Annotated in this window: 25 protein-coding genes; 9 read left to right on the top strand and 16 right to left on the bottom strand. The window is 73.3% G+C overall.

Features of this window, described 5'->3' with window-relative positions:
* The first annotated feature begins 141 nt into the window (after positions 1–141).
* The 4 genes from ACZDWJ_RS01635 to ACZDWJ_RS01620 all read left to right on the top strand — a co-directional run bounded on the left by ACZDWJ_RS01635 (position 142) and on the right by ACZDWJ_RS01620 (position 4,857).
* Positions 142–1,641: an AAA-type ATPase lid domain-containing protein gene (locus ACZDWJ_RS01635; protein ID WP_463519163.1), complete on the top strand. Its 1,500-nt coding sequence runs from the start codon at positions 142–144 to the stop codon at positions 1,639–1,641.
* Between the two features lie 147 nt (positions 1,642–1,788).
* Entirely contained in the window at positions 1,789–1,935 is a 147-nt protein-coding gene (locus ACZDWJ_RS01630; protein WP_463519162.1) for a GPGG-motif small membrane protein, read from the top strand.
* Between the two features lie 220 nt (positions 1,936–2,155).
* Positions 2,156–4,456: a SpoIIE family protein phosphatase gene (locus ACZDWJ_RS01625; RefSeq protein WP_463519161.1), complete on the top strand. Its 2,301-nt coding sequence runs from the start codon at positions 2,156–2,158 to the stop codon at positions 4,454–4,456.
* Positions 4,457–4,533: 77 nt separating this feature from the next.
* The gene (locus tag ACZDWJ_RS01620) at positions 4,534–4,857 is read left to right on the top strand and encodes a hypothetical protein (protein ID WP_463519160.1); all 324 of its coding nucleotides are present in this window, start codon (positions 4,534–4,536) and stop codon (positions 4,855–4,857) included.
* Positions 4,858–4,861: 4 nt separating this feature from the next.
* Here the strand turns inward: ACZDWJ_RS01620 and ACZDWJ_RS01615 are convergent, their stop codons facing one another.
* From ACZDWJ_RS01615 to ACZDWJ_RS01595, 5 genes are all read right to left on the bottom strand, one after another.
* Positions 4,862–5,284, bottom strand: coding sequence for a hypothetical protein (locus ACZDWJ_RS01615; protein WP_463519159.1), 423 nt, complete (start codon positions 5,282–5,284; stop codon positions 4,862–4,864).
* A gap of 53 nt (positions 5,285–5,337) precedes the next feature.
* A complete protein-coding gene (locus ACZDWJ_RS01610; RefSeq protein WP_463519158.1) occupies positions 5,338–5,796 on the bottom strand; it encodes a hypothetical protein in 459 nt (152 codons plus the stop codon).
* A 54-nt stretch (positions 5,797–5,850) separates the two neighbouring features.
* Complete coding sequence (locus ACZDWJ_RS01605) at positions 5,851–6,636, bottom strand: glucose 1-dehydrogenase (RefSeq protein ID WP_463519157.1); 786 nt, start codon at positions 6,634–6,636, stop codon at positions 5,851–5,853.
* A 209-nt stretch (positions 6,637–6,845) separates the two neighbouring features.
* Positions 6,846–7,163 (bottom strand): hypothetical protein, encoded by a 318-nt coding sequence (locus tag ACZDWJ_RS01600; RefSeq protein WP_463519156.1) that lies wholly within the window; start codon positions 7,161–7,163, stop codon positions 6,846–6,848.
* Between the two features lie 4 nt (positions 7,164–7,167).
* On the bottom strand, positions 7,168–7,743 hold the full coding sequence (locus tag ACZDWJ_RS01595) for a hypothetical protein (protein WP_463519155.1): 576 nt from the start codon (positions 7,741–7,743) through the stop codon (positions 7,168–7,170).
* Positions 7,744–7,936: 193 nt separating this feature from the next.
* Here ACZDWJ_RS01595 and ACZDWJ_RS01590 point away from each other — a divergent pair, with 193 nt between their 5' ends.
* Entirely contained in the window at positions 7,937–8,794 is an 858-nt protein-coding gene (locus tag ACZDWJ_RS01590; protein WP_463519154.1) for an SDR family oxidoreductase, read from the top strand.
* Between the two features lie 12 nt (positions 8,795–8,806).
* Here ACZDWJ_RS01590 and ACZDWJ_RS01585 read toward each other — a convergent pair whose 3' ends face one another.
* From ACZDWJ_RS01585 to ACZDWJ_RS01575, 3 genes are all read right to left on the bottom strand, one after another.
* Positions 8,807–9,613, bottom strand: coding sequence for a DUF1206 domain-containing protein (locus ACZDWJ_RS01585; protein ID WP_463519153.1), 807 nt, complete (start codon positions 9,611–9,613; stop codon positions 8,807–8,809).
* A 184-nt stretch (positions 9,614–9,797) separates the two neighbouring features.
* Positions 9,798–11,030 carry an acyl-CoA dehydrogenase family protein gene (locus tag ACZDWJ_RS01580; RefSeq protein WP_463519152.1) on the bottom strand — a complete coding sequence of 411 codons (1,233 nt, stop codon included), beginning with the start codon at positions 11,028–11,030 and terminating at the stop codon, positions 9,798–9,800.
* 77 nt (positions 11,031–11,107) lie between these two features.
* Positions 11,108–11,725 carry a TetR/AcrR family transcriptional regulator gene (locus ACZDWJ_RS01575; protein WP_463519151.1) on the bottom strand — a complete coding sequence of 206 codons (618 nt, stop codon included), beginning with the start codon at positions 11,723–11,725 and terminating at the stop codon, positions 11,108–11,110.
* Positions 11,726–11,913: 188 nt separating this feature from the next.
* On the opposite strand from ACZDWJ_RS01575, the gene ACZDWJ_RS01570 reads away from it, so the two are divergent.
* Positions 11,914–13,224 carry a cytochrome P450 gene (locus ACZDWJ_RS01570; RefSeq protein WP_463519150.1) on the top strand — a complete coding sequence of 437 codons (1,311 nt, stop codon included), beginning with the start codon at positions 11,914–11,916 and terminating at the stop codon, positions 13,222–13,224.
* Positions 13,221–14,054 (top strand): SDR family oxidoreductase, encoded by an 834-nt coding sequence (locus tag ACZDWJ_RS01565; RefSeq protein WP_463519149.1) that lies wholly within the window; start codon positions 13,221–13,223, stop codon positions 14,052–14,054. Before ACZDWJ_RS01570 ends, ACZDWJ_RS01565 begins: the two co-directional genes overlap by 4 nt.
* Before the next feature lie 25 nt (positions 14,055–14,079).
* Here ACZDWJ_RS01565 and ACZDWJ_RS01560 read toward each other — a convergent pair whose 3' ends face one another.
* Entirely contained in the window at positions 14,080–14,766 is a 687-nt protein-coding gene (locus ACZDWJ_RS01560) for a PadR family transcriptional regulator (protein ID WP_463519148.1), read from the bottom strand.
* 91 nt (positions 14,767–14,857) lie between these two features.
* Positions 14,858–16,993 (bottom strand): RecQ family ATP-dependent DNA helicase, encoded by a 2,136-nt coding sequence (locus tag ACZDWJ_RS01555; protein WP_463519147.1) that lies wholly within the window; start codon positions 16,991–16,993, stop codon positions 14,858–14,860.
* A gap of 277 nt (positions 16,994–17,270) precedes the next feature.
* On the opposite strand from ACZDWJ_RS01555, the gene ACZDWJ_RS01550 reads away from it, so the two are divergent.
* On the top strand, positions 17,271–17,672 hold the full coding sequence (locus ACZDWJ_RS01550) for a cyclic nucleotide-binding domain-containing protein (protein WP_463519146.1): 402 nt from the start codon (positions 17,271–17,273) through the stop codon (positions 17,670–17,672).
* Positions 17,673–17,782: 110 nt separating this feature from the next.
* Here ACZDWJ_RS01550 and ACZDWJ_RS01545 read toward each other — a convergent pair whose 3' ends face one another.
* From ACZDWJ_RS01545 to ACZDWJ_RS01530, 4 genes are all read right to left on the bottom strand, one after another.
* Entirely contained in the window at positions 17,783–18,571 is a 789-nt protein-coding gene (locus tag ACZDWJ_RS01545) for a 2-phosphosulfolactate phosphatase (protein ID WP_463519145.1), read from the bottom strand.
* Positions 18,568–20,532, bottom strand: coding sequence for a M13 family metallopeptidase (locus ACZDWJ_RS01540; RefSeq protein WP_463519144.1), 1,965 nt, complete (start codon positions 20,530–20,532; stop codon positions 18,568–18,570). The genes ACZDWJ_RS01545 and ACZDWJ_RS01540 overlap by 4 nt, the downstream gene beginning before the upstream one ends.
* A gap of 10 nt (positions 20,533–20,542) precedes the next feature.
* Positions 20,543–20,872, bottom strand: coding sequence for a hypothetical protein (locus tag ACZDWJ_RS01535; RefSeq protein ID WP_463519143.1), 330 nt, complete (start codon positions 20,870–20,872; stop codon positions 20,543–20,545).
* 65 nt (positions 20,873–20,937) lie between these two features.
* On the bottom strand, positions 20,938–21,915 hold the full coding sequence (locus ACZDWJ_RS01530) for an NADPH:quinone oxidoreductase family protein (protein WP_463519142.1): 978 nt from the start codon (positions 21,913–21,915) through the stop codon (positions 20,938–20,940).
* Between the two features lie 86 nt (positions 21,916–22,001).
* On the opposite strand from ACZDWJ_RS01530, the gene ACZDWJ_RS01525 reads away from it, so the two are divergent.
* Positions 22,002–22,829, top strand: a complete 828-nt coding sequence (locus tag ACZDWJ_RS01525) for an alpha/beta hydrolase fold domain-containing protein (RefSeq protein ID WP_463519141.1) — start codon at positions 22,002–22,004, stop codon at positions 22,827–22,829.
* A 23-nt stretch (positions 22,830–22,852) separates the two neighbouring features.
* Here ACZDWJ_RS01525 and ACZDWJ_RS01520 read toward each other — a convergent pair whose 3' ends face one another.
* Together ACZDWJ_RS01520 and ACZDWJ_RS01515 are read right to left on the bottom strand one after the other, a co-directional pair.
* On the bottom strand, positions 22,853–24,049 hold the full coding sequence (locus ACZDWJ_RS01520; protein ID WP_463519140.1) for a M15 family metallopeptidase: 1,197 nt from the start codon (positions 24,047–24,049) through the stop codon (positions 22,853–22,855).
* Positions 24,050–24,218: 169 nt separating this feature from the next.
* On the bottom strand, positions 24,219–24,800 hold the full coding sequence (locus ACZDWJ_RS01515) for a TetR family transcriptional regulator (RefSeq protein ID WP_463519139.1): 582 nt from the start codon (positions 24,798–24,800) through the stop codon (positions 24,219–24,221).
* Between the last annotated feature and the right edge of the window lie 27 nt (positions 24,801–24,827).

Here is a 24,827-nt window from a genome sequence, read left to right as displayed (position 1 = left end):
CCCCCCCCCCTGCCTCTCGACGGTAGGTCGGGCCGGGCCTCCCGCCAGGGCGGCGGACGTCTCAGTTCGAGACGTCGCGGTGTCTCGAAGTGAGACACCGGCCGGGAGCGGATCGCCGACCCCGGATGTAACGTCGATCACATGGCCGGACCCGGCGGCGACGCTCACGGCCTCGAGCGCGCTCGGCTGCACGACGCCCCGCTCGAGGCGGTGCCCGACCGCCTGCTCGCCTCCTGGCACCGCAGCCAGGCCTACGGCGTCCCGGTCGAGGAGGTGCAGCCGGTCTTCACCGGCACCCTCGACGAGGAGTCGCTGTTCTACCGCTGCGGCGCCGAGGTGCTCACCGACCTGCACCGCACGCTTGCCGGCGAGCCGGTCAGCCTGATGCTCACCGACGCCGAGGGCCTGGTGCTCAACCGCCTCAGCGGCGATCACGCCCTGCTGCGCGCCCTCGACGGGGTGCACCTCGCGCCCGGATTCTCCTACGCCGAGCGCGAGGCCGGCACCAACGGCCTCGGCCTCGCGCTGGCCGACCGCGTGCCCACCGTGGTCCGCGCGGAGGAGCACTACTCGCTGAGCCTGTGCTCCTACACCTGCGCGGCCGCGCCCGTCATCGACCCGCGCACCGGCCGCCTCGAGGGCGCGGTGAACCTGACGACGTGGTCGCGCTCGTCCTCCGACCTGCTGCTGGCCCTCGCCCAGTCGGCGGCTGGCAACACCTCGGCCCTCATGCTGGCCCGCTCGAGCGGGCAGACCCCGCGGCCGACGCCCCGCGGCGAGGTGTTCCGCGTCGAGGCGCCCCGGCTCGAGCCCGGCGCCGGCACCCTCGACGACCTCTCGGCCGCCTGGCGCCACGCCCTGGCCGAGGCAGAGCAGGCCCTCGCGGCCGGACGCGTCGTGGCCGCGGTCGGCGAGCGCGGCTCGGGGCGGGCGACGCTGCTGGCCCAGGCCTCGCGGCACCTGCTCCCCCGCGACCGCATCCTCGCCGCCAGCGCCCCGGCGCCCCAGGACGTCGAGGCGTGGCTGGCGCTGTGGACCCCCGAGCTCGCCAAGCCGCACACCGCCGTCGTCGTCCGCGAGGTCGACACGCTGCCGGCCTGGGCCGCCGAGCGACTGCGCGACCTCGTCCAGCGGGCGCGGCTGCACGTGCGCCCCGACGAGGGTCACCCGGCCGTCCCGTTCTCGCTGACCGCCGAGCGGTTCGAGGACCTCCCGCTGGCGCTGCAGGGCCTCGTCGACGCCGTCGTCGAGGTGCCGCCGCTGCGGGAGCGTCCCGACGACGCCCCCGCCCTGGCCCGCCACCTCGCGCGGCGGGTGCGGGGCCGCGAGGTCGACCTCACCCCCGCCGCCGAGCGCGCCCTCCACGACCACGCCTGGCCGGGCAACGTCGCGCAGCTGGCGTCGGTGGTGCGTCAGGCCGCCACCCGCGCCGACGTCATCGACGTCGGCCACCTGCCGCCCGACGTGCTGTCGGGCACCACGCGCCGGCTCTCGCGCATCGAGTCCTTCGAGCGCGACGAGATCATCCGGGTGCTCACCCGCCCCGGCATCACGATGCGCGAGGCCGCCGAGGAGCTCGGCATGGGACGCGCCACGATCTATCGCAAGATCGCGCAGTACGACATCCGCGTGCCGCGCTGAGCCTGAGCGGCCGGGCGCCCGCGGCGACCGGCTCGCCCGGAGGGGTATCGGGCGCCGCTCCCGGTTTCGCCGACCGCGGCCCCGGCGAGGCTCTCCTGGTCCGGTGCTCTCGGGAACCCTCTGCCGGCCGTCACGAAGGAGTGTCCCGTGCTGCACCTCATCCTCTGGCTCATCGCCGTCGTCCTCGTCGTCTACGGCATCGTCCGCGCAGTGCGCGGCGACGTGCTGCTGGGCATCGTCATCGTCATCGTGGGCCTGCTGATCGGCCCCGGAGGCGTCTCGATCTTCAGCTGACCGAGCGCAGCGCGGCGGGCACCTCGTCCCGCGTGATCACCCGATGGGCCGTCCGGCCCACCGGGTGGTCCACCTCGCCCGGTCGGGGATGGATGACGGCGACGTGACGTGTCACGTAGTGTCGGAGGCACCGCGTGGCCCCGCCCTCCCGCGCGGGTGGGCCTCCCCGACCTTCGGGGCTCCGGGCGAGCACAGGGGAACGCCCCGGGAGCACACCGCAGTGACGTACGTCGACCCCGCCGACCACAGCCCGGCCCACCGGCCGCCGGCCGACCTCGACACCTGCGCGCAGGAGCCGATCCACATCCCCGGCGCGATCCAGCCGCACGGCGTCCTGCTCGCGCTGGACGAGCCCGGCCTGCGGATCGTCATGGCGTCGGCCAACCTCGGCGAGCTGCTCGGCGTCTCGGCCGACGACGCGCTCGGGCTCCCGGTCGGCGAGCTGCTCGGCGAGGAGCTCGGCACCCGGGCCGTCGACCACGCCGACGCCGTGCGCGGCGAGCCGCTCAGCGTCCGGCTGCCGTCGGTGCCGCTCGACGCCGCCGATGCCGGATCGCTGCGCGGACGCTGGGTCGAGGTCGCCATCCACCGCTCGGGCAAGCGCATCGTCGTCGAGATCGAGGCGGTGGCGCCCGACAGCGTCATGCTCAGCTACCAGTCGGCGCGCTCGGCGATGGCCCGGCTCGTCGACGCCCGCACGGTGCCCGCCCTGGCCGACCGCCTCGCCCAGGAGATCCGCGCGGTCACCGGCTTCGACCGCGTCATGGTCTACCGGTTCGACCAGGACTGGAACGGCGAGGTCATCGCCGAGGACCGTCGCGACGACCTCAACCCGTTCCTCGGCCTGCACTACCCCGCCACCGACATCCCCGCCCAGGCCCGGCGGCTCTACACCGTCAACTGGATCCGGCTGATCGCCGACATCTCCTACCGCCCGGTGCCGATGGTGCCGGTGCTCGACCCCGGCACCGAGCAGCCGCTCGACCTCTCGTTCTCCTCGCTGCGCAGCGTCTCCCCGATCCACGTGGAGTACCTCTCGAACATGGGCGTCACGGCGTCGATGTCGGTCTCGCTCATCGTCGACGGACAGCTGTGGGGCCTCATCGCCTGCCACCACTACTCCGGGCCGCACCGGCCCAGCCACGAGGCCCGCGCCGCCTCGGAGTTCCTCGGTCAGATCGCCTCGCAGATGATGGCCGAGCGCGAGCGCAGCGACCAGCGCGAGGAGACGCTGCGCGGCCAGACCCTGCTCGCCGATCTCACCGCGGCGATGGTCGGCGCCGGCGACGGCATCCTCGACGTCCTCGTGCAGCACCCCGCCACCCGCGAGGTCATCGAGGCCCAGGGCGTCGCGCTCTACTTCAACGGCGTCATCACCACCTGCGGGCTCGTCCCCCCGGAGCCGGCGCTGCACCGGATCGCCGCCCTGCTGCGACGGCCCGACGGCGAGGCCAACGCCTCCCACCATCTCGCCGCGCTCGATCCCGAGCTCGAGCAGCACTCCGACACCGCCGCGGGCGCGATGGTCGTCGGCAGCGCCGCCGACCGCTGGTTCATGTGGTTCCGGCCCGAGATGCCGCGCGTGGTCGAGTGGGGCGGCGACCCCGCCAACGCCAAGCTCTACTCCGGCGAGGGCCCCGAGGTGCGGCTCTCCCCGCGCAAGTCCTTCGACGCCTGGCGCGCCGTCGTCCGCCACACCTCCCACCCGTGGACGCCCTCCCAGCACGAGCTCGCCAACGGCGTCCGCTCCCACACCGCCGGCCTGCTGCTGCATCGCTCGCGCGAGCAGATCGCGGTCACCGAGTCGCTGCAGCGCTCCGTCGTCACCGACGTCGTGCGCGAGATCGGCGGCCTCGAGGTCGTCTCGCGCTACGTGCCGGCCAGCGAGGTGCAGCTCGGCGGCGACTGGTGGGACTGCGTGGAGTTTCGCGACGGCCGCGTCGCCTTCACCATCGGCGACGTCGCCGGGCACGGCGTCGAGGCCGTCGCCGCGATGACCCAGATCCGCACCGCCCTGCGGGCCTACCTCTTCGCCGGCCAGGAGCCTGCGCGCAGCCTCGACGTCCTCGACGCGATGATGGTCGAGCTGCTCGAGGACCAGGTGGCCTCGGCGCTGGTGGTCGTCGTCGACACCGCCAGCGGGGAGATCGCCATGGTCAACGCCGGCCACCCCGCTCCGCTCGTCCTCATCGACGGGACGGCCCGTCGCCTCGAGGGCATCTCGCGGCCGATCCTCGGCGTCGGCGCGGGCGTCGCCGAGTCGTTCGTCGGCCACCTGCCGTTGGGCGCCACCCTGCTGGCCTACACGGACGGCCTCCACGAGCGTCGCGACCGCGACCTCGAGGCCACGAGCGAGGAGCTGCGCCGCGCCGCCGAGCCCGGACCGGAGGGCACCCTCGTGGCCCCGGTGGCCCAGGACCTCGCCCGCTGGGTCGACCGGCTCATCGACGTCGTCGACGGCGAGCGCAGCGACGACACCACCGTGCTCGCGGTGCGGAGGCCGGCCGCGCCGATCGGGTGAGCCCCCACGGGCATCGGCTGCCATAACGTCCCCTACGGCGTCACCCGGACGCCGCCCGTCACTTTGGGAGGGGCACTGTGCCTCACCACCCCACCGGCACCGACGCCTGGCGTCGGGCCACCGGGGAGGATCTGCGTCGCCTGGCCGACGTGTTCCTCGACCCCGTCTTCATCACCGAGATGCGCCGCGAGGGCACGCTCCTCCACGCGCCGCTCGAGCGCGCCGCCGCTCGGGCCACCGCCGTGCACGCGCTCGGTCACGTGCCGACCTGCTCGGAGATCTGCGCCTGCCTCGAGGCGCTCGACCGCAGCATGCTCGAGCTGCAGGCGGCCACCGCCGGGCTCGACGCCCCGACGTGGTGGAGCCACGCGGACCTCAAGGCGGCCGTCGCGGAGCTCTAGGCGCTCACGGCGTCGGCAGGCGGCTCCCCGTCGTCACATACGCGACGGAGTAGCCCGTGACCTCGAACGCGCGCTGCGCCCCCTCCCGACACCGCTCCGGGACGCCGCTGAGGTCGAGCACCAGACCGGTCGGCGCGAAGTCCTGGCCACGCCGGGCCACCGGCACCGTCGACGGCAGGCGCGGGTCGTCGATCCTGGAGACCAGCGCGTTCCCGTCGCGCGTGAGGTCGCTGAGGCGCAGGGCGTAGCGGGTGTCGCCGACCCGGAGCCAGGCGCACTTCCCGAACAGCTCGAGGACGCCGTCGAGCGTCGTCGTGACCTCCGGGGCGCCCAGCCGGTCCGTCCGCTCGGAGTCGGTGGCCGGGCCGCAGCCCGCGAGCAGGAGCGTCGCGAGCGCGCATGACAGGGGCCGCCCGAGTACGAGCACGCCCGCAGTCTGACGGCTGCGCGCGTGCTGCGTCCTGAGATCAGGGCCCCGGATCAGGGCTTCGCCCAGGGAGGCGCCACGTCGACGACGAAGGTGCCTGGCCCGACCGAGAGGGCGTCCACAGCGCGATCGGCTCCCGCGCGGCATCGCTCGGGGAGGGCCTGGAGGTGGATCCTGGTGCCGACGGCGTGGGTCGTCTCACCCTGGCTGGCCAGCGTCATCCGCGTGCCGCCCGCCCCGCCGAAGGCGAGCACCAGGTCACGGCCCACCGGCCGGGTCTGATCGTCGAGACGCAGCGCGTACCTCGTCGCCTCGACCCGCAGCCAGGCGCAGGGGCCGTCGAGCTCCAGGACGCCGTCGAGGCTCAGGAGATCGTCCGGCAGCGTCGGCTCCCTCGTGGGCGTGGCCTTCGGCCTCGCGCCCCTCGACTCGTCCGATCCGCCGACCAGGCCGCAGCCCGCGAGCAGGAGCGTCGCGAACGCGCAGGCGAGGGGCCGTCCGAGTCCGAGCACGCCCGCAGTCTGACGGCTGCGGGCGTGCTGCGTCCCGGGATCAGGCCCGGTGCCTCAGTACTTCGCGGACTGGCCGCCGTCGATCGGCAGCACGGCGGCGTTGACGTACGAGGCGTCGTCGGAGAGCAGGAACGCCACCACGGAGGCGATCTCGTGGGCCTCGCCGTACCGCTTGGCGGGGTTCACCTGGATGAACTGCTCGGCGGCGCCACGGGGGTCGTCGGCGTCGAGCTGGCGCATGGAGCCCTCGACCATCGGCGTCCAGATGGCTCCGGGGGCGATGGCGTTGACGCGCACCCCGAACTCGCCGTACTCGACGGCGGAGTTGCGGGTCAGGCCGACGACGCCGTGCTTGGCGGCGGCGTAGCCGGACTGGCTGCCGATGCCGCGGATGCCGCCGACGCTGGCGGAGTTCACGACCGCGCCTGAGCCCTGGCGCCGCATCACGGCGAGCACCTGCTCGAGGCCGAGGAAGACGCCGCGCAGGTTGATCGCGACGACGCGGTCGAACTCGGCGCTGGTGAAGTCCTCGGTGAGGTTCTGCCGGCCCTCGATGCCGGCGTTGTTGAAGAAGCCGTCGATGCGGCCGAAGGCCGCGAGGGTCTCCTCCACGTAGCGGCGGGTGTCGGCCTCCGAGGAGACGTCGGCGGTCACGGTGATCGTCTCGGCGTCGGGGCTCTCGGCCCGCACCGCCTCGACGGTGCCGGCCAGTCCGTCCTCGGAGAGGTCGACGAGTGCGAGTCGGGCGCCCTCGGCGGCGAGTCGCACCGCCGTCGCCCGGCCCAGCCCGGAGCCTGCTCCCGTGATCAGCACGCTGCGGCCCTGGAATCGCGTCGTCATGTCCTTCATCTCCATCCGGTCACGGACGGGGTCGGACGGGCCTCGTCCTCGGTGATCGCTTGTCATCTGGCCCAACCGGCGGGCGCGGGGCGGTGTTCCTCAAGGCGTCGGACCTCACATCGCCGACTCCTCGCCGGTCGAGCCCAAGGTCCGCCGGTCGAGCCGTGAATCCGGTGGTCGAGCCTGTCGAGACCCCCCGGCCAGCAGTCTCAGCCGCGACTGGTTCGACGCTCCTGCAGCCGCGCCTGCGCCTCGGCCAGGTACGCCAGGCACGGCGCGGTGACGTCGGGGTGCTTGCCGTCGAGGTGGAGGATCCAGCGGTCCATGGCGGCGAGGTAGCCGTTGTCCTCGCCGCGGCGCCGTGTGCTCCAGGCGCGGGTGCCGGTGCCGGGACGCGGCACCTCGCAGCGCGTGCAGGAGATCGTGTAGGCGAAGGACTCGTCGGCGCTGAGGTCGATGCGGACCTCGGCGAGCTCGCCGGCCTCCGCGGAGGCCTTGCGCTGACGGGCGGAGCGGGTGGCGGGCACCGGTTCAGCGGACCCAGTCGAAGGCGCGCGTGGAGTCGTAGACGTGAGGCAGCCCGCTGTCGGCGACTACGTTGCTGAGCACGAGGGTCCCGCCGACCCAGCGGCCATCGGCCAGGCGCAGGCAGCTCTTGGGCACCGAGGCGGCGATGTGGTGGTCGGTGATCTCCAGCCGCGCGCCGGAGCAGCGCTCCTCGATGCCGTCGCGATAGGTGACGACGGTGCGCTTCTTGCGGAAGATCGAGACCGCGTGCAGGCCGAGATCGCCGGAGGCGTCACGAAAGCGGAGGCGCCACACGAGCATGGTGTTGGCCTCGAGGGGACCGACGTGCCACTCGGTGAGCAGCACCCGGTCCGCGCCGATCGTGATGCGCGCGCCGGTGAGGTCCTGACGACGGATCCGCTCGGCCGACGGCTGGGGGTCGCCCTCGAAGCCACCGCGCACGACGGAATCGCCGACGGGGTCCTGCACCGTGCGCGAGGACGGCGGGCCGTCGGCGGCCAGCGTCGGCACGGCCACACCGGTCACCGCGGTGGCGGTGGCGAGCACGAGGAGAGCGGGAGCGATGAGGCGACGGCGCATGGATCCTCCAGAGAACGGGCCTGCTCGACCCTAGGTCATCGCGGGCCTCCGCATCGCCTCGTCGAGGAATGCCGACGGCGGTGTTCCCTCCATCACGATCCCGACACCGGAAGTCTTTTACCGGTAATCTTCTTCGGGTCATCGCCGCCGGCCCGGACGGCGAGGAGGAGCCCCCACCCCCTCAGGAGTCGTCATGGAGCACCGCTCCCAGCCCACGTCCCACCCATCGCCCGAGCATCAGGCGACCGCCGCGGGCCTGCTGGCCGGCAAGGTCGTGCTGGTGACCGGCGTCGTCACCATCGAGAGCATCGCCTACGGCGTCGCCCGCCGGGCGCGTGAGCTCGGCGCCGAGGTCGTGCTCACCGCGCTGGAGCGCGACCTGGAGAAGGCGGCCCAGGCGGCCGCGACCCTCGACGTCGAGCACGTGATCCCCTACGACGCCACTCGACCCGAGGACGCCGAGACGCTGATCGCGACGATCCGCGAGCGCCACGGCCGCCTCGACGCCTCCCTCCACGCGATCGCCTTCGCGCCGCGCACCGCGCTGTCGGGCCGGATGACCGATGCCGACCCCGCCGGCCTGGAGAAGGCGTTCCGCACCAGCACGGTCTCCTACGCCGAGACCGCCCGCGTGCTCCAGGCGCTCGCACCCGCCACGGGCGGCAGCCTCGTCGGGCTCGACTTCGACGCCTCCGCCGCCTGGGCGGTCTACAACTGGATGGGCGTGTGCAAGGCCGGCCTGGAGTCGCTCAACCGCTACCTCGCCCGCGATCTCGGTGCCCACGGCATCCGCGCGAACCTCGTGGCCGCCGGCCCGATCCACACCCGCGCCGCCGGCGGCATCCCCGACTTCGACGTCGTGCTCGACGCCTGGGACGAGCGCTCCCCGCTCCCCTGGGACGCCCGCGACACCGCCCCCACCGCCGACGCCGTCTGCTTCCTGCTCTCCGACATGGCCCGCGCCGTCACCGGCGAGATCCTCCACGTCGACGGCGGCTACCACGCGATGGCGGCGCCGCTGCGTCGCGCTGGCGTCGACGGTGCGGCCTGACGGTCGGCGCCTCTACGTCGACAGATGCCGCGCCCGGGCGAAGCAGAACAGCCCGTAGGCGGCGAGGCCGGCGGCGATGGCCGTCAGCAGATAGGGGCCGAACGGCTGACGCAGCACGGTCCGCAGGGCGTCGTCGAGCCCGCCGGACCGCTCGGGGTCGTGGCTGACGGCGGCGTAGACGAAAAGGCTGCCGACGCCGGCGATCGCCAGGCCCTTGGCGACGTAGCCGATCTTGCCGAGCGCGAGGTACACGCTGCCAGCGTCACCGGAGCGGCCCTCGCCGGTGAGGTGCTCGGCGTGATCCTCGGAGAGCCCGCGGACGACGTGCCGCCCGCCGTAGCCGATGACCGCGACGCCGATCAGGCCCACCAGCCAGGTGCCGGCGGGCAGGTCCATGAGTCGGGCCGTGGTGGTGCGGCCGCTGGAGCCGGCGCCCGCGCCGATCGAGACCTTCAGCGCCGACCAGGCGACGGCCCCGTAGATCACCGCCTTGCCGAGCGAGCCCAGCCGGTGCCGCACGCGCTCGGCCCCGTCGTCATGGCGGTGGCCCACCGCGGCCTCGAGCAGCCGCCACACCACGAGCACCGCCAGGCCGGCCGTCACCGCCCACAGCAGGGCGTGCCCGAAGGGCTGCTCGGCGAGCTGGTGCATCGCGCCGTTGCTGTCTGCCGAGCCCTCGTTGTCGCCGAGCGCCAGCTGCAGCGCGAGCCAGGCGATCAGCAGGTGCACCGTGCCATAGGCGACCAGGCCGACGCGGATCCCGCCGTCGAGGGCGTCGCTGTCGGCCAGGCGCCGTGCGGTCGCGCGGACGTCTGCCATGGGCCGAGAACCTAGACCTCTCGGCGTCGGTGCGGACTCCCCCGATCAGGGAGTGCACGACGGCCCCGACCGGAGATCCGATCGGGGCCGTGGTGCGGGGTGTGGTGTCTGCGGTAGGTCGGTGCGGGGGTCTCGACAGGCTCGACCACCGACGGCGGCTCGACCACCGACCACCGGAAGAGCGTCAGCGGATGGCGGCACCCGAGATCGCGCGGGCGATGACGAGACGCTGGATCTCCGAGGTGCCCTCGAAGATCGTGTAGATCTTCGCGTCGCGCGACCAGCGCTCGACGGGGTACTCGCGGGTGAAGCCGTTGCCGCCCAGGATCTGCATGGCCTGGGTGGTGACCTTGACGGCGGTCTCGCCGGCGAACAGCTTCGACATCGAGCCCTCGGCGGCGTCGAAGGGCAGGCCCTGCGAGGCCATCCAGGCGGCGCGGTGGACGAGCAGGCGGGCGGCGTCGATGGAGGTCTTCATGTCGGCCAGGGCGAAGGCGACGGCCTGGTTCTCGACGATGGCCTTGCCGAACTGCTCGCGGGTCTTGGCGTAGTCCAGCGCGGTCTCGTAGGCGGCGCGGGCGATGCCGACGGCCTGGGCGCCGACGGCGGGGCGGGTGCGCTCGAAGGTGGCCATCGACGCGTTCGCGCCGCCCGACTTCGCGCCCTCGCGGGCCCGGGCGAGACGGGCGTCGAGCTTCTCCTTGCCGCCGAGCAGGCAGCGGCCGGGGATGCGGACCTGGTCGAGGACGACCTCGGCGGTGTGCGAGGCGCGGATGCCGTGCTTGTGGAACTTCTGCCCCTGCGAGAGGCCCTTCGTGCCCGGCGGGATGATGAAGCTGGCCTGGCCCCGGGTGCGCAGGTCGGGGTCGACGACGGCGGTGACGACGTGGACGTTGGCGATGCCGCCGTTGGTGGCCCAGGTCTTCGTGCCGTTGATGACCCACTCGTCGGTGGCCTCGTCGTAGATGGCGCGGGTGCGCATGGCGCCGACGTCGGAGCCGGCGTCGGGCTCGGAGGAGCAGAAGGCGGCGACCTTGAGGTCGCCCGGCTCGCCGAACATCTGCGGCAGCCACTCCATGACCTGCTCCTCGGTGCCGTTGCCCGAGAGGCCGGCGGCGGCCAGCGAGGTGCCGGTGATGGCCAAGCCGATGCCGGCGTCGCCCCAGAACAGCTCCTCGAGGAACACCGGGATGCCGAGGCCGGTGGGGTCGAAGGCCTGGGTGGCCATGAAGTCCACCGAGTACAGGCCGATCTTGGCGGCCTCCTCGAGGACGGGCCAGGGGAACTCCTCGCGCTCGTCCCACTCCGCGGCCGCGGGGCGGACGACGTCGGCGGCGAACTGGTGCACCCAGTCGCGCAGGTCGCGGTGGTCCTGGCTGAGGCCGAAGTTGGTCGGGGTCTCGGTCGAGTCGCTCACGTACTCGACGGTAGCCGACGTTGTAACTGCGAGTTACAGGATCTCGGCGAAATCTCGGCGAACGGCTTCGCTCGGCCTCAGCGGTGGCCCGTCCGGGTGAACATCAGGGTGGCGGCGTCGACGATCTCCTCGACGCTGGCGTCGATCCCGCCCGCGAGCCAGGTGGTGACGAGCTCCTGGACGCCGCCGATGAACATCAGCGCCTGCAGGCGTCCCGATCGCTCGTCGAGGGCCTCCTCGCCGTAGAGCTCGCGGCCCTCGCGGGCGACGATCTCGGCGAAGGCGTGCATCATCGCGGTCTGCGTGGGGCGCAGCGCCGGCCAGCTCGGGGCCTCGAGGGTGATGACGCGACCCTTGCGCGGGTCGTCGGTGATGACGCCGACGAAGGCCGCCAGCGCCGCGTGGACGCGCTCGGCCGGGCCGCCCTCGGTGGCGACGATCGCGGCCAGGCCGGCCTCCTCGATCTCGCGGCCGATCCCCTCCAGCACGGCGGCGAGGACGTCCTCGAGGCGGCCGAAGGACTCGTAGAAGTAGCGCTCGGTGAGGCCGGCCTCGTTGCACACCAGCGTCATGGTGATGCGCGGCGCGCCCTCGCGTCCCCATGCCTCGAGCGCGGCCTCGACGAGCTGGGCGCGGCGGGCCTCGACGCGCTCCTCGGCCGTCATGCCGCGGTACCGACCCGACTTCACCGCCATGTCCCGATCCTCCCATCCGTGCGCTGGGGGCCCCGGAGGGTCCCGTCGACCGGTCCGGACCGGTCGCGTCCACGGCCGAGACACATATTGACAGACGCTCCTGTCTGAATGACAGTGGGAGCGTGACCCAGACCACATCACCGCCGACGCGGGCCCCCCGCCCGTCGGCCGGCCGGCCCCTCCCGGCCGTGCGTCCCGACGACCGAGGACTCCCCGTGCTCGGCAGGGCGCTGGAGTACGCGAAGGACCCCCGCGCGCTCTTCGAGCGCCAGTGGGACCACTACGGCCCGGTCTCCCCGATCCGCATGCTCGGCGACACCTGGGTCTTCCTCCTGGGCCCCGACGCCTGCGAGGCCGCGCTCACCAACCGCGACAAGGCCTTCGTCAACGGCCCGGCCTGGACCGAGGTCGTCGGGCCCTTCTTCCAGCGCGGGCTGATGCTCCTCGACTTCGAGGAGCACCACATGCACCGGCGGATCATGCAGCAGGCCTTCACCCGCGACCGCCTCGAGGGCTACGTCGAGCGCATGCACCCCGCCATCGAGGCCGGCCTGCGCCGCTGGCGTCCGCTGCCGGAGTTCAAGGCCTACCCCGCGCTCAAGACGCTCACCCTCGACATCGCCGCCGAGATCTTCATGGGCGGCGCCGAGCACACCCCGCCCTCGGAGATGGCCGCGATCAACAAGGCCTTCATCGACTGCGTGCAGTCGGCCTCCTCCATCGTCCGCCACCCCCTGCCGGGCACCCGGTGGGGCCGGGCGACGAGGAGCCGCGCGGTGCTCGAGGACTTCCTGCGCTCCTACCTGCCCGACCGGCGCGCCACCGAGACCAGCGACATGCTCAGCCAGCTGTGCCACATCGAGACCGAGGACGGCGAGCGCTTCAGCGACGACGACGTCGTCAACCACATGGTCTTCCTGATGATGGCCGCGCACGACACCTCCACCATCACCGTCTCCACCATCCTCGAGCTGCTCGGCAAGCACCCCGCCTGGCAGGAGCGCTGCCGCGCCGAGGCGCTCGCCATGCCCGAGCGGCCCACGATGGCCGAGCTCGACGCCTGGGACTCCATGGACTGGGTGATGAAGGAGGCCCTGCGGCTGCGCGCCCCCGTGCCGGTGATGGTGCGCAAGACCGTCAAGGACACCGTCGTGTGCGGCGTCGAGATCCCGGCCGACACCTTCTGCAGCGTCGGCCTGCAGTTCAGCCACCTGATGCCCGAGCTGTGGACCGACCCCGACTCCTTCGACCCCGAGCGGTTCTCCCCCGAGCGCCGCGAGGACAAGTCCCACCGCTACGCCTGGGAGCCCTTCGGCGGCGGCGTCCACAAGTGCCTCGGGCTCTTCTTCGCCGGCGCCGAGGTCAAGGCGATCCTTCACCACGTCCTGCGCTCGTGGACCTGGTCGGTGGACGCCTCCTACGTCGCCCCGATGAACAACCACTCCCTGCCGTTCCCATCCGACGGCCAGCCCATCGACCTACTCCGGAGGACCGCATGACCACCGACCTCACCGACAAGCTCGTCGTCATCACCGGCGCCGGCCGCGGCATCGGCCTGGCCACCGCCGCGAAGTTCGTGGACGCCGGCGCGCGCGTCGTCATCGGCGACCTCGACGACGACGTCGCCGCCAAGGCCGCGCTCCAGGTGGCCAAGGGACGCGTCGGCGTGGCCGAGGGCCACACCGTCGACGTCGCCGACCGCGACTCCTACGCCGCCTTCCTCGACTACGCCCGCACGCTCGGGCCGATCGACATCCTGGTCAACAACGCCGGGATCATGCCGCTCTCGGTGCTGGAGAGCCACAGCGACGCCTCGATCGACAAGACGCTCGACATCAACGTGCGCGGCGTCATCACCGGCACCAAGCTCGTCGTCCCCGACATGATCGCGCGCCGCTCGGGCCACGTGATCAACGTGGCCTCCGCCGTGGGCCGCATGGGCTACGCCGGCGCCGCGGTCTACTCGGCCAGCAAGTTCGCGGTCGTCGGGTTCACCGAGGCCATGCACGCCGAGCTCGCGCCCTACGGCGTGCACGCGTCGGTGATCCTGCCGACCGTCGTGGCCACCGAGCTCTCCGCAGGCGTCGCCTCGGCGCCGGGCATGAAGCCCTGCAAGCCCGAGGAGGTCGCGGCCGCGATCCTCTCGGTGGCCCAGAAGCCGCGCTTCGAGACCTGGGTGCCGAGCTTCGCCAAGGGCATCGGCTACGGCCTGTCGATGGTGCCGCGCCGGGGCCGCGACTGGCTGGGCCGCAAGACCGGCGGCGACCAGATCCTGCTCGACGTCGACGACTCCGCCCGGGCGGAGTACGAGCGGCGCGCGAGCCGCTGACGCCCGACTGGCCTGATCGGTCAGCTCAGTCGAGGTCGGCGTCGGCCAGCACGCCGTAGAGCCGACGCCGACTCTCGACGAGCACCTCGAGCGCAGCGGCCTGCTGGGCCGGGGTGCCGGTGGCCTTGATCTGCCAGATGGCGCTCATCAGCCGCCCGATCTCGGGCTTGAGGCCGTCGTCCTTCTCGCGGGCGTCGGCCTCGAGGAACGGCGTCCAGACGGCGTCGAGCTCCTCGGCGTGCTCGGCGACGTAGGCGCGACCCTCGTCGGTGAGCGCCAGGCTGCGACGGCCGCCGCCGGTGTCGCCGGTGAGCAGGCCCTCGTCCTCGAGCTGGGCGATGGTCGGGTAGACCGAGCCGGGGCTGGGACGCCACTGGTCCTGCGAGCGCTCGGCGATGCGCTGGATCACCTGGTAGCCGTTGACCTCCTGCTCCTGGCCCGCGGCCTCGCGCAGGACGTCGAGGATGGCGTGACGGACGTCGCCGCGACGCACGCGCGGTCCGCGACCGCGCTCGCCGGAGCCGAAGAGCCCGGCCATCCACGGCGGCGGGCCACCGCGACGGCCGCGGCCGCCCGGCGCGTCGTCCCAGCCCCACGGGCCGCCGCCGGGGTGGTGACGACGCCGCTCGCCGGGAGCGTCGGTGCGGTCGTCGAGACCGCGGGGGAAGAGGCCGGGGCGGTGGCCTCGGCGGTGCTGTTCGTCCCTGCTCATGGCGGGACCTCCTTCGTGACAGTCGCGATGGTTTCGCGATATATCGCAAGCGTATCGCGACATGTCTCGTCCGCCAAGGAGATTCCGTCCCCTAGGCGTCGACCGCCAGCGCCAGCGGCTGGACGCGCGCCGCACCCGCCGCGTGGACGGCCCGCGCGGCCAGCGTCAGGCTCCAGCCCGTGCCGACGCGGTCGTCGACCAGCAGCACCGACGCGCCCGCGGGCACCTCGCCGACGAGCGCGCACCGGCGACCCACGGCCGCCACGCGCTGCGCGGAGTTGGTGGCGCCCTGACCGGGGCGGACGTCAGGGTCGACGATCGCCCACCGCGCCACGACCGGCACCCGCAGGTAGCGCGAGAGGCCGTCGGCGAGATCGGCCACGAGCGTGGGCCGGGTCTCGGACTCCGCAACGACGATGGCGTCGACCTGCGGGCGCCAGTCGCCGAGCACCTCGACGACGGCGCGCACCAGCGGGGTCGGCACCGGTCCGTCGGGCCCGGCGAACAGCTCGCGCAGGGCGTTGCCGTAGCCGAGGTCGGTGAGCCGGGCGACGACGCGGCCCTCCTCGGCGGCCGGGCTGATGCGGCCCTTGAGCTCCAGGCCCAGCGTGGCCAGCCCGGTGGGCCACATCTTGCGCGGCTCCAGCGGGACGCCGGGGCGCGCGAGCCGCTCACGGGCCTGGGCGAGGGCGTCCTCGGAGACGTCGGTGGCCACCGCGAACCCGCCGCAGTTGTCGCAGCGCCCGCAGTCGACGGCCTCGGGGTCGTCGAGCTGCTCGCGGAGGAACCGCATGCGGCACACGTCGGTGGAGAGGTAGGCCAGCATCGCCGACTGCTCGCGCTCGCGGGCCTCCCGGACGCGCTCGTAGCGGGCGGCGTCGTAGACCCACGGCTGACCGGTGGACTCCCAGCCGCCCTTGACGCGGCGGACGGCGCCGTCGACGTCGAGCACCTTCAGCATCTGCTCCAGGCGGGATCGGGAGAGGTCGACGCGGGTCTCGAGGGCCGCCGTGGACAGCGCCCGCCCCTCCTCGGCGAGGACGTCGAGGGTCTGGCGCACGAGCTCCTCGCGCGGGAAGGCGAGGGAGGCGAAGTACGCCCAGATGTCACGGTCCTCGGTGGCCGGCAGCAGCACGACGCTGGCGGTGGGCTGGTCGGGCGGGAGGGCGCGGCCCGCGCGGCCGACCTGCTGGTAGTACGACACCGGCGAGGACGGCGCCCCGAGGTTGACGACGAACCCCAGCGGCGCGTCGTAGCCCATGCCGAGCGCCGAGGTGGCGACCAGCGCCTTGACGCGTCCGGCCGCGAGGTCGGCCTCGAGCGACTGTCGCTCGGTGGGCTCGGTCTGCCCGGAGTAGGCCGCCACCGCGTGCCCGCGCGAGCGCAGGTAGTCGGCGACCTCCTGGGTGGCGGCGACCGTGAGGCAGTAGACGATGCCCGAGCCCGGCTGCTCGGCGATGTGATCGGCCAGCCAGGCCAGCCGCTGCTCGGCGGTCGTGAGCCGCACGACGCCCAGCCGCAGCGACTCGCGGTCGAGGGTGCCCCGCAGCACCAGGACGTCGGTGCCGAGCTGCTCGGCGACGTCGTCGGTGACGCGCGCGTTGGCCGTGGCCGTGGTGGCCAGCACCGGGATGCCCGCGGGGAGATCGCCCAGGAGCGTGCGGATGCGGCGGTAGTCGGGCCGGAAGTCGTGGCCCCAGTCGGAGATGCAGTGGGCCTCGTCGACCACCAGCAGCCCACAGGTGGCCGCCAGCCGCGGCAGCACCTCGTCGCGGAAGCCGGGGTTGTTCAGGCGCTCGGGACTGACGAGGAGGACGTCGATCTCGCCGGCGCGGACGGCGTCCTCGACGCCCCGCCACTCCTCGATGTTGGTGGAGTTGATGGTGGCCGCGCGGATGCCGGCGCGCTCGGCGGCGGCGATCTGGTTGCGCATCAGCGCCAGGAGCGGGGAGACGATGACCGTCGGGCCGGCCCCGCGCTTGCGCAGCAGGAGGGTGGCCACGAAGTAGACCGCCGACTTGCCCCACCCGGTGCGCTGGACGACCAGCGCGCGCCGCTGCTCGACGGCCAGCGCCGCGATCGCCGTCCACTGGTCCTCGCGCAGGGTGGCGTCGTCGCGGCCCACGAGCGCGCGCAGGTGGGCCTCGGCCTCGGCGCGCACGGCGTCGGCGTCCACGGCGTGGGCAGCGGCGTCGGCGGGCGGGGGTGCGGGGGTGGCGTCGACCATGGCCCCTGTCTAACAGCCCGCGACGACACCCCGTCCGGCGGTGGCCCGGGGCTGTGGAGGACCGCGGTCCGGTTGCGACCGTCTGACGTGTCTCGCAGGTTCTGGGGCTCTCAGACCTGCGAGACACGCCGCGCGGGAGTCACTTACCCGGCCAGCCGGGTAATTGGGTCCTGGCCGCCGCCAGCGCACCCGACCCGGTCCAGACCAGTGAGCCAGGCCGCGGACGACCTCACATACCGGAAGTACGCTCGAGGGACCGCACCCACCAGGAGTCACCATGGCCGACACCGCCCGTCTCCAGCAGCTCGAGCTCTTCGCGTCCTGCACGCCTAAGGAGCTGCGCCGCCTCGCCGGCCTCCTCGACGAGACCACGGTCGCCGCCGGCACCGTGCTCACCGCCGAGGGCGACCTCGGCTCCCAGGCGTTCGTGCTGCTCTCCGGCACCGCCGAGGCCCGGCACGGCGAGCGCGTCGTCGCCACCCTCGGCGCTGGCGACCTCGTCGGCGAGATGGCGCTCCTCGACCGCGCCGGCGCCCGCTCGGCCACCGTCGTCACGACGTCGCCCGCGGAGGTCCTCGTCATGGACCCGCGGGCCTTCGAGACCGTGATGAGCCAGTTCCCCAGCGTCGCCCGGAACGTCGCCACGACCCTGGCCAAGCGCCTGCGCGACGCGTCCTGACGCCGTCGCCCCCCAGCCGGGCCCAGCGCTTGTAACGCGGAGTCCCGCGCACTGACCCACCGTTATAGCCGGTGGTCAGTGCACGGGACTCCGCATTACAAGCAGGCGCGTCAGCCCACGAACCGCCCGTCCCGCAGCGTGGGGACGATGGCGGTGACGTCGAGGGTGGCGGCGACGCCGACGTCGTCGAGGTAGCCCTTGGCGGCCAGCTCGTGACCGCCGGCGCAGGCCAGCATCGACTCCGGCAGCTCCTCGACGGCGACGAAGGTCGACGCCGCGAGCGAGGCCTCGGGGCTCAGCAGATCGCCGGGCAGGGCGGCGAGGACGGCGCCGGCGCCCCACCAGTCCTCGACGGCGGGGCGCAGCGAGCCGTCGGGCCAGCGCTCGCCGCAGGCGATGACGACGACGTGACCGCCGGCGTCGAGCACCTCCCACGCCCGCAGGGCGACGGCGCCGGCGTTGCGCAGGCAGCCCGCGACGACCTCGAGACCGGAGTCCGCGAGCTCGGCGGTGATGGTAGAGCCGTTCGGCGAGGGCAGGACGATCCGCTCCACCCCCTCCACGCCGGCCATCTCCGCCGGCGAGAGGCTGACGACAGCGCGCGAGGGCGCACCGGCCGCACGCGACTCCAGTCGGCCGACGGCGAGGAGGGCGTCGTGCTCGCGGGCGATCTCGGCGGCGCGCTCGTCGCGCCACCGGCACGGCCAGACCTCGAGACCCTGCTCGACGGCGACGGTGACCGTGGTGGAGAAGGACAGCACGTCGACGACGATCGCGAGGTCGCCCGTGCCGAGGTCGCCGACGAGCGCCTGCGCGCCGGTGGGGCCCCAGTCGCATCGCACCCGGTGGGCGCGCTGGCGGTGGGCCGGATCGAAGGGCCCGAGCCCGGCGCCGGTCACCAGATCCGCACCCGGTCCTCCGGGTCGAGCCACAGACCGTCGCCGGGCCGGGTGCCGAAGACCTCGTGGAACTCGTCGAGGTTGCGGGCGATGTTGGCGCGCAGCTCGGCGGGGCTGTGCGGGTCGACGGTGAGGAACTGGCGCATCTGCTCGAGGCGACGCTTGGTGCGCCACACGTAGGCCCAGTTGAGGAAGAGCCGCTCGCGGTCCTCGCGGCTGGCCGAGCCGCCCTGCGACATCACGAACGCGCGGTGGCCGATCGTCAGGCCGCCGAGGTCGCCGATGTTCTCGCCGACGGTGAGCGAGCCGTTGACCTTCTCGCCGGGCAGCTCGCGCGGCTCGAGGGCGTCGTACTGCGCGATGAGCGCCTTCGACTTCACCTCGAAGGCCGCCTTGTCCTCGGCGGTCCACCAGTCGTTGAGGTTGCCCTGGCCGTCGTACTGGGCGCCCTGGTCGTCGAAGCCGTGGCCGATCTCGTGGCCGATGACCGAGCCGATGCCGCCGTAGTTCTCCGCGGGGTGGGCGTCGGGGCTGAAGAACGGCTTCTGCAGGATGCCCGCGGGGAAGCAGATCTCGTTGGTGCCCGGGTTGTAGTAGGCGTTGACGGTCTGCGGGAGCATGAACCACTCGTCGCGGTCGACCGGGCCGCCGAGCTTGCCGAGCTCGCGATCGGTCTCGAAGATCGAGGCCGCCATCACGTTGCCGATGAGGTCGTCGGCGCTGATCTGCAGCGCGGAGTAGTCGCGGAAGCGATCGGGGTAGCCGATCTTCGGGCGGAAGGTGTCGAGCTTCTCGTAGGCCCGCTTCTTGGTGTCCTCGGTCATCCAGTCGAGCTCGGAGATCGAGACGCGGTAGGCGGCGAGCAGGTTCGCGACGAGCTCGTCCATCATCGCCTTGGCGCGCGGCGGGAAGTGCCGGGCGACGTACTCCTTGCCCACGGCCTCGCCGAGCGCGCCCTGCACGAGGGTGACGCCGCGCTTCCAGCGGGCGCGCAGCTCGGGGGTGCCGTTGAGGGTGCGGCCGTAGAAGTCGAAGTTCAGCTCGACGAGGTCGTCGGTGAGGTAGGGCGCCCAGGCGCGCAGCACGTGGCTCTCCAGCCACAGCTGCCAGGTCTCGAGCGGCACCTCCCGCAGGCTGACGGCGAGGTGCTCGAAGAACGACGGCTGCCGCACGCAGGTCTCGCCGAGGATCGTCTCGACCTCGACCTTGGTGCCGGCGAGGTTGCGGGCGTAGGCGTCCCAGTCGAACTCCGGGCACAGCTCCCGGAGCTCGGGCAGCGTCAGCAGGTTGTAGGTGCGCTGGACGTCGCGGGTCTCCGCGCGCTCCCAGTGGCCCTGGGCCAGGCGGACGTCGAGGTCGAAGACGGTCTGCGCGGCCGCCGCGGCGTCGTCGCGACCGGCGGCGGTGAACAGCGCGGCGAGGTAGGCGCGATAGGCGTCGCGGATCGAGGCGAACTTCTCCTCGCGGTAGTACGACTCGTCGGGCAGGCCCAGGCCGCCCTGGGTGAGGTGGAAGAGGTAGCGCTCGGAGTCCTTGGCGTCGGTGTCGACGTAGGAGCCGAACACGCCGTGCCCGCCGATGCGCTCGAACTCGCCGAGGAACGCCGCGAGGTCGCGGACGTCGCGCAGGCTGCGCGCGGCCTCCAGCAGCGGGACGACCGGCTCGAGGCCGCGGGCGGCGATGGCGTCGACGTCCATGAAGGAGGCGAAGAGGTCGCCGATCTTGCGCGCGTCGGGCGAGAGCCCGGCCTCGCCGGCGCTCACGCGTCCGGCGAGGTCCTCGATGATGACGCGGACCTGCTCCTCGGCCTCGTCGGCCAGCTGGACGAAGGGTCCCCAGCTCGAGCGGTCGGACGGGATCTCGGTCTCGGCGAACCAGCGGCCGTTGACGTGGCCGAAGAGGTCGTCCTGCGGTCGGATCGCGGGGTCCATGCCCGCGCGGGCGTCGTCGAGGATGCTCACCTGGCCGAGGCTAGCCGAGGGCCTCGCGGATGCTCGCGATGACCTCTTCGGGGGAGACCTGGTCGCGTCCGGCGAGCTGGCGCACGAGCTCGCCGACGACGAGCATCACCCCTCCCATGAGCGGGGAGACGTCGAGCTCGAGCTCGTCCTCCTCGTCGTCGACGAACAGCTCGATGGCGTCGAGCTCGACGAGGCGGTCGAAGGCCAGCTCGACGGGGTCGGTGCCGGCGTCGGCGAGGTCGGCGCTGACGCCGTCGAGGACGACGTGCGCGACCTGCCGCAGCAGGGCGGGGTCGACGGGGACGTTCTCGTCGTCGTGGTGGTCGTGGTCGTGGCTCATGCGTGCTCCCGGTCGGGCGGACGGATCGGTGGGGTGGGGATGCGGGTCGGGGATGCGGGGTGGGCTCAGGCGCGGACGTGCACGACGGACTTGCCGAGCGCGCGCCGCTCGTCGAGGTCGACCAGCGCCTGGCCGAACTCCTCGAGGGGGTAGGTGAGGCCGACGGGCGGCACGACGACGCCGGACTCCATCATCGGCACCAGCTCGGCCCACTGCTGGTGCATGTAGCCGGGGCGGCGCATGGCGTACTCGCCCCAGCCGACGCCTCGGATGTCGGTGTTGTTGAGCAGCAGGCGGTTGACCTTGATCTCGGGGATGCCCTGGCCGGCAGCGAAGCCGACGACGAGCAGGCGGCCCTGGGGGGCCAGCAGGCGCACGGAGTCGAGGAAGACGTCGCCGCCCACCACGTCCATGACGACGTCGACGCCACGGCCCTCGGTGAGCTCCTTGACGGCGTCCTTGAAGCCCTCGAGGAGGACGACGTCGTCGGCGCCGGCGTCGCGGGCCACCTGCGCCTTCTCCTCGGTGGAGACCACGGCGATGGTGCGGGCGCCGTAGCCCTTGGCCACCTGGATGGTGGCGGTGCCGACGCCGCCGGCGGCGCCGTGCACGAGGACGGTCTCGCCGGCCTCCAGCGAGCCGCGCTCGGCGAGGGCGAACTGCGCGGTGAGGTAGTTCATCGGCAGCGCCGCGCCCTGGTCGAAGGTGAGGGCGTCGGGCAGCGGGAAGGTGAAGATGCCGGGGCTGGCGACGAGCTCGGCCGCACCGCCGTAGGCGCCGACGCCGGCCACGCGCGTGCCGACCGGCATGCCCTCGACCTCGGCGCCGCCGACGACCACGCCGGCGAAGTCGACGCCGAGGGTGAACGGAGGCTCGGGCTTGAGCTGGTACTCGCCCTTGCTCAGCAGCAGGTCGGGGAAGGAGATGCCGACGCTGTGCACCTCCACGAGGAGCTCGCCCGGACCGGGGCTGGGCTCGGGGGCGTCGTCGACGAGGACGACGTCGCGGGGACCGGTGGTGGCATGGACCTGGACCGCCTTCATGCGGGCCACGCTAGCGGTCGGTCCCATCCGGCCGGCCGGGCGGCCACGAACGCACGCACGTGCGCCCCTCCGACCGCCTCCAGGCCATGACGATGCACGCCCTCGCGCGGTTCACCGTGCGCTACGGCGACGACCTCCGCTTCGCCGGCCAGGACCTCCCCCGCCCGCGCCGGATCCGCGTCGCGACGCGCCACGGCCGGGTGCCCGTGCTCGTGCACACCCCCGACGGCGGGCCGGTCGGTGCGAGCGGCCGCGTGCACGTCCACCTCCACGGCGGCGCCTGGCTGATGCGCTATCCGCAGATGGACGAGTGGTGGTGCCGCTACGTCGCGGCCACCGCCGGGGTGGAGGTGTGGAACGTCGACTTCCGCACCGGTCCCTACGTCGCCTACCCCGTGGCGCAGCATCAGAGCCATGACGTCGCCGCCCACGCCGCGAGCGAGCGCGAGGCGGTCTCGGTGGGCGGGTTCTCCTCCGGCGGCGGACTCGCGGCGTCGGTGGCGCTGCAGGCCCGCGACGCCGGCTCCTTCGTCCCGCGCCTGCAGGTGCTGGGGGTGCCGGCGCTCGACCTCGCCTCGGAGACCCCGCAGCAGCCGGGGATGATCTCGCCGCAGCTGCGGGCCCTGGTGCGCCGCGTCTACTTCCCCGACCCCGCCACCCGCAGCGAGCCCTACGCCTCGCCGCTGCTGGCCCCGGACCTCACCGGCCTGCCGCCGGCGGTGGTGCTCACCGGCGAGCGCGACACCCTGCGTCCCGACGGCGACGCCTACGCGCGGCGGCTGCGCGAGGCCGGCGTCGAGGTGCTCCACGACATGACGCCGGGCGTCGACCACTACTTCCTCACCGAGGATCCGCAGCGGGCCCGGCGCACGATGCAGATCGTGGCCGACGAGATCCGTCGACGCCTGGCCTGAGGGTCGCGCCCTGACGCCGCGCGTCAGCGCGGCGCGACCAGCCGCGACAGCTCGAAGTGCATGGGGTCGGTGTAGTTCCAGTCGCCGCCCCAGGCGAAGCCCCACTTCTTGAAGATCGCGACGACGCCGCGGTCGATCTGGCCGACGGTGCCGCGCTGGTTGCCCGGGGTGTTGATGTCGAAGGCCAGGCCGAAGGAGTGGTTGGAGAGCGTCGTGGTGCCGGCGATGAAGCGCGGGTAGTAGCAGCCGGCGTACTCGCCGACGTGGATCTTGTCGGCCAGCCCGACCTGCTGGATCTCCTGCAGCGCCGCGCGCAGCTGCGGGAAGACCGCCTTGTTGCAGGTCATCGCGCCGATGATCGGCATGGTCTCGGTGGCGATGTGGGTGCGCACCCAGGCTGCGGCCGGGGCGATGCGACCGCCGCCGATGACGCTGTAGGTGAAGGTGCCCACGGCGTCGGCCGCGGAGCCGACGACGAACGCGTTCTGGGTGGCGCCGGGGTCCAGGCCGTAGCGGGCCACGGCGTCGAGGCCCTGGATGGAGGCGTCGGCGGAGACCAGCCTCTTCAGCGGCTTGCTCACGCGCGAGGGCGAGGTGATGCCGGTGGAGATGATGGCGGCGTTGCCCAGCCGCATGCCCAGCGTCTTGCCCCAGGAGTCGTTGACGACGAGGTCGATCGAGGGCACCTGCGGGGCGTACGCGCCGACGTGGATGCGGGCGTCCTTCTCCTCCTCGCCGAGCGCGAGGTAGCCGTCCTTGGTGAGCGGCAGCTTCGGCCCCAGGCTCGGGACGACGGCCATCTCGCCACCGGCCACGCGCATCCACACCGACTGCGCCTGCGCGGAGGTCTGCGGGGTCAGGCGGCGATAGCTGGCGGCGTCGACGGCGGCGACGGTGAGCGCCTTGCTCTCCACCGGGATCTTGGCGATCGAGAGCGGCGTGACCGAGCGGACGCCCTTGAGGTCGCGCATGCGCTCCAGGGTGCGCTCGGTGAGCGGCTTGCTGTCGACGACGAGGATGTCGGCCGAGCGCAGCGGCAGGCGCAGCGGACCGGGGTCGGCGACGGCATGCTGCGGGTCGGCGGCGTCGGTGGCCGGGGTGCCGGACGCGGTGGCGCCCGGCGTCGGGGCTGACGACGCGGACGCCGAGGTGCGCTCGACGCCGTCGTCGCCGCGCGAGCGCACGGCTCCGGCGCAGCCCACGGCTCCGACCACGGCCACGACCGACAGCAGGGCCGTCGCCCTGGTCCCACGCAGTCGCCCGAGCTGGCGCACGACGTCTCCCCCGCTTCCGTTCCGGCTCACACCGGCTCCCCCACCGGCGACCACGCTTCTGTGGCCCTGGTCACCCAGCGTAGGCGGCGATCCCAGCGCGCGCCCACGGATCGGCTCAGGGGACGGGCAGCCCGAGCACCCGCGCGGACACGAAGGCCAGGGAGTCGGCCGTGGCGGCGGGGTCGTCGCTGGGCTGCATCACGTGGGAGAGCACGACCCGCACGATGATGTCGGTCATCGCGTCGACCCTCTCGGCCGGGAGGTCGAGCGGGTAGGGCGCGACCCGCGCGGAGATGACCTGCTTGGCGGTGTCGAGCAGCGACTGCGCGTGCGTGGTGAGCAGCGGCAGGAGCTCGGTGTCGGCGCCGTGGGTGGCCGAGACCACCGCGTGCAGCAGGGGGTTGTCGGCGGCGTGGACGAGGACGTCGTGCGCCGAGGCGCGGATCGCGCCGACGAGGTCGCCGGAGTGGGCGTCGAAGGCGCGGTCGACGACGCCCATGAACCGCTCGAGCTCGGCGAGGATCATCGCCTCGGCGAGCCCGGCCTTGGTGCCGACCTCGTTGTAGACGGTCTGGCGGCTCACGCCGACGGCGTCGGCCAGCTTCGCCATGGTGACGCCGGACCAGCCGACGTCGGTGGTGAGGGCCACGCCGGCGTCGACGATGCGCTCACGCGTCGACGGGGCCCGGGTGCTCACGCTCCTGAGTCTAGGAAGTCCCCTCAG

Source organism: Nocardioides sp. B129/18 (assembly GCF_055282735.1).
Note: the sequence above shows the minus strand (reverse complement) of the source record. Positions and strands in the feature narration are given on the sequence as shown.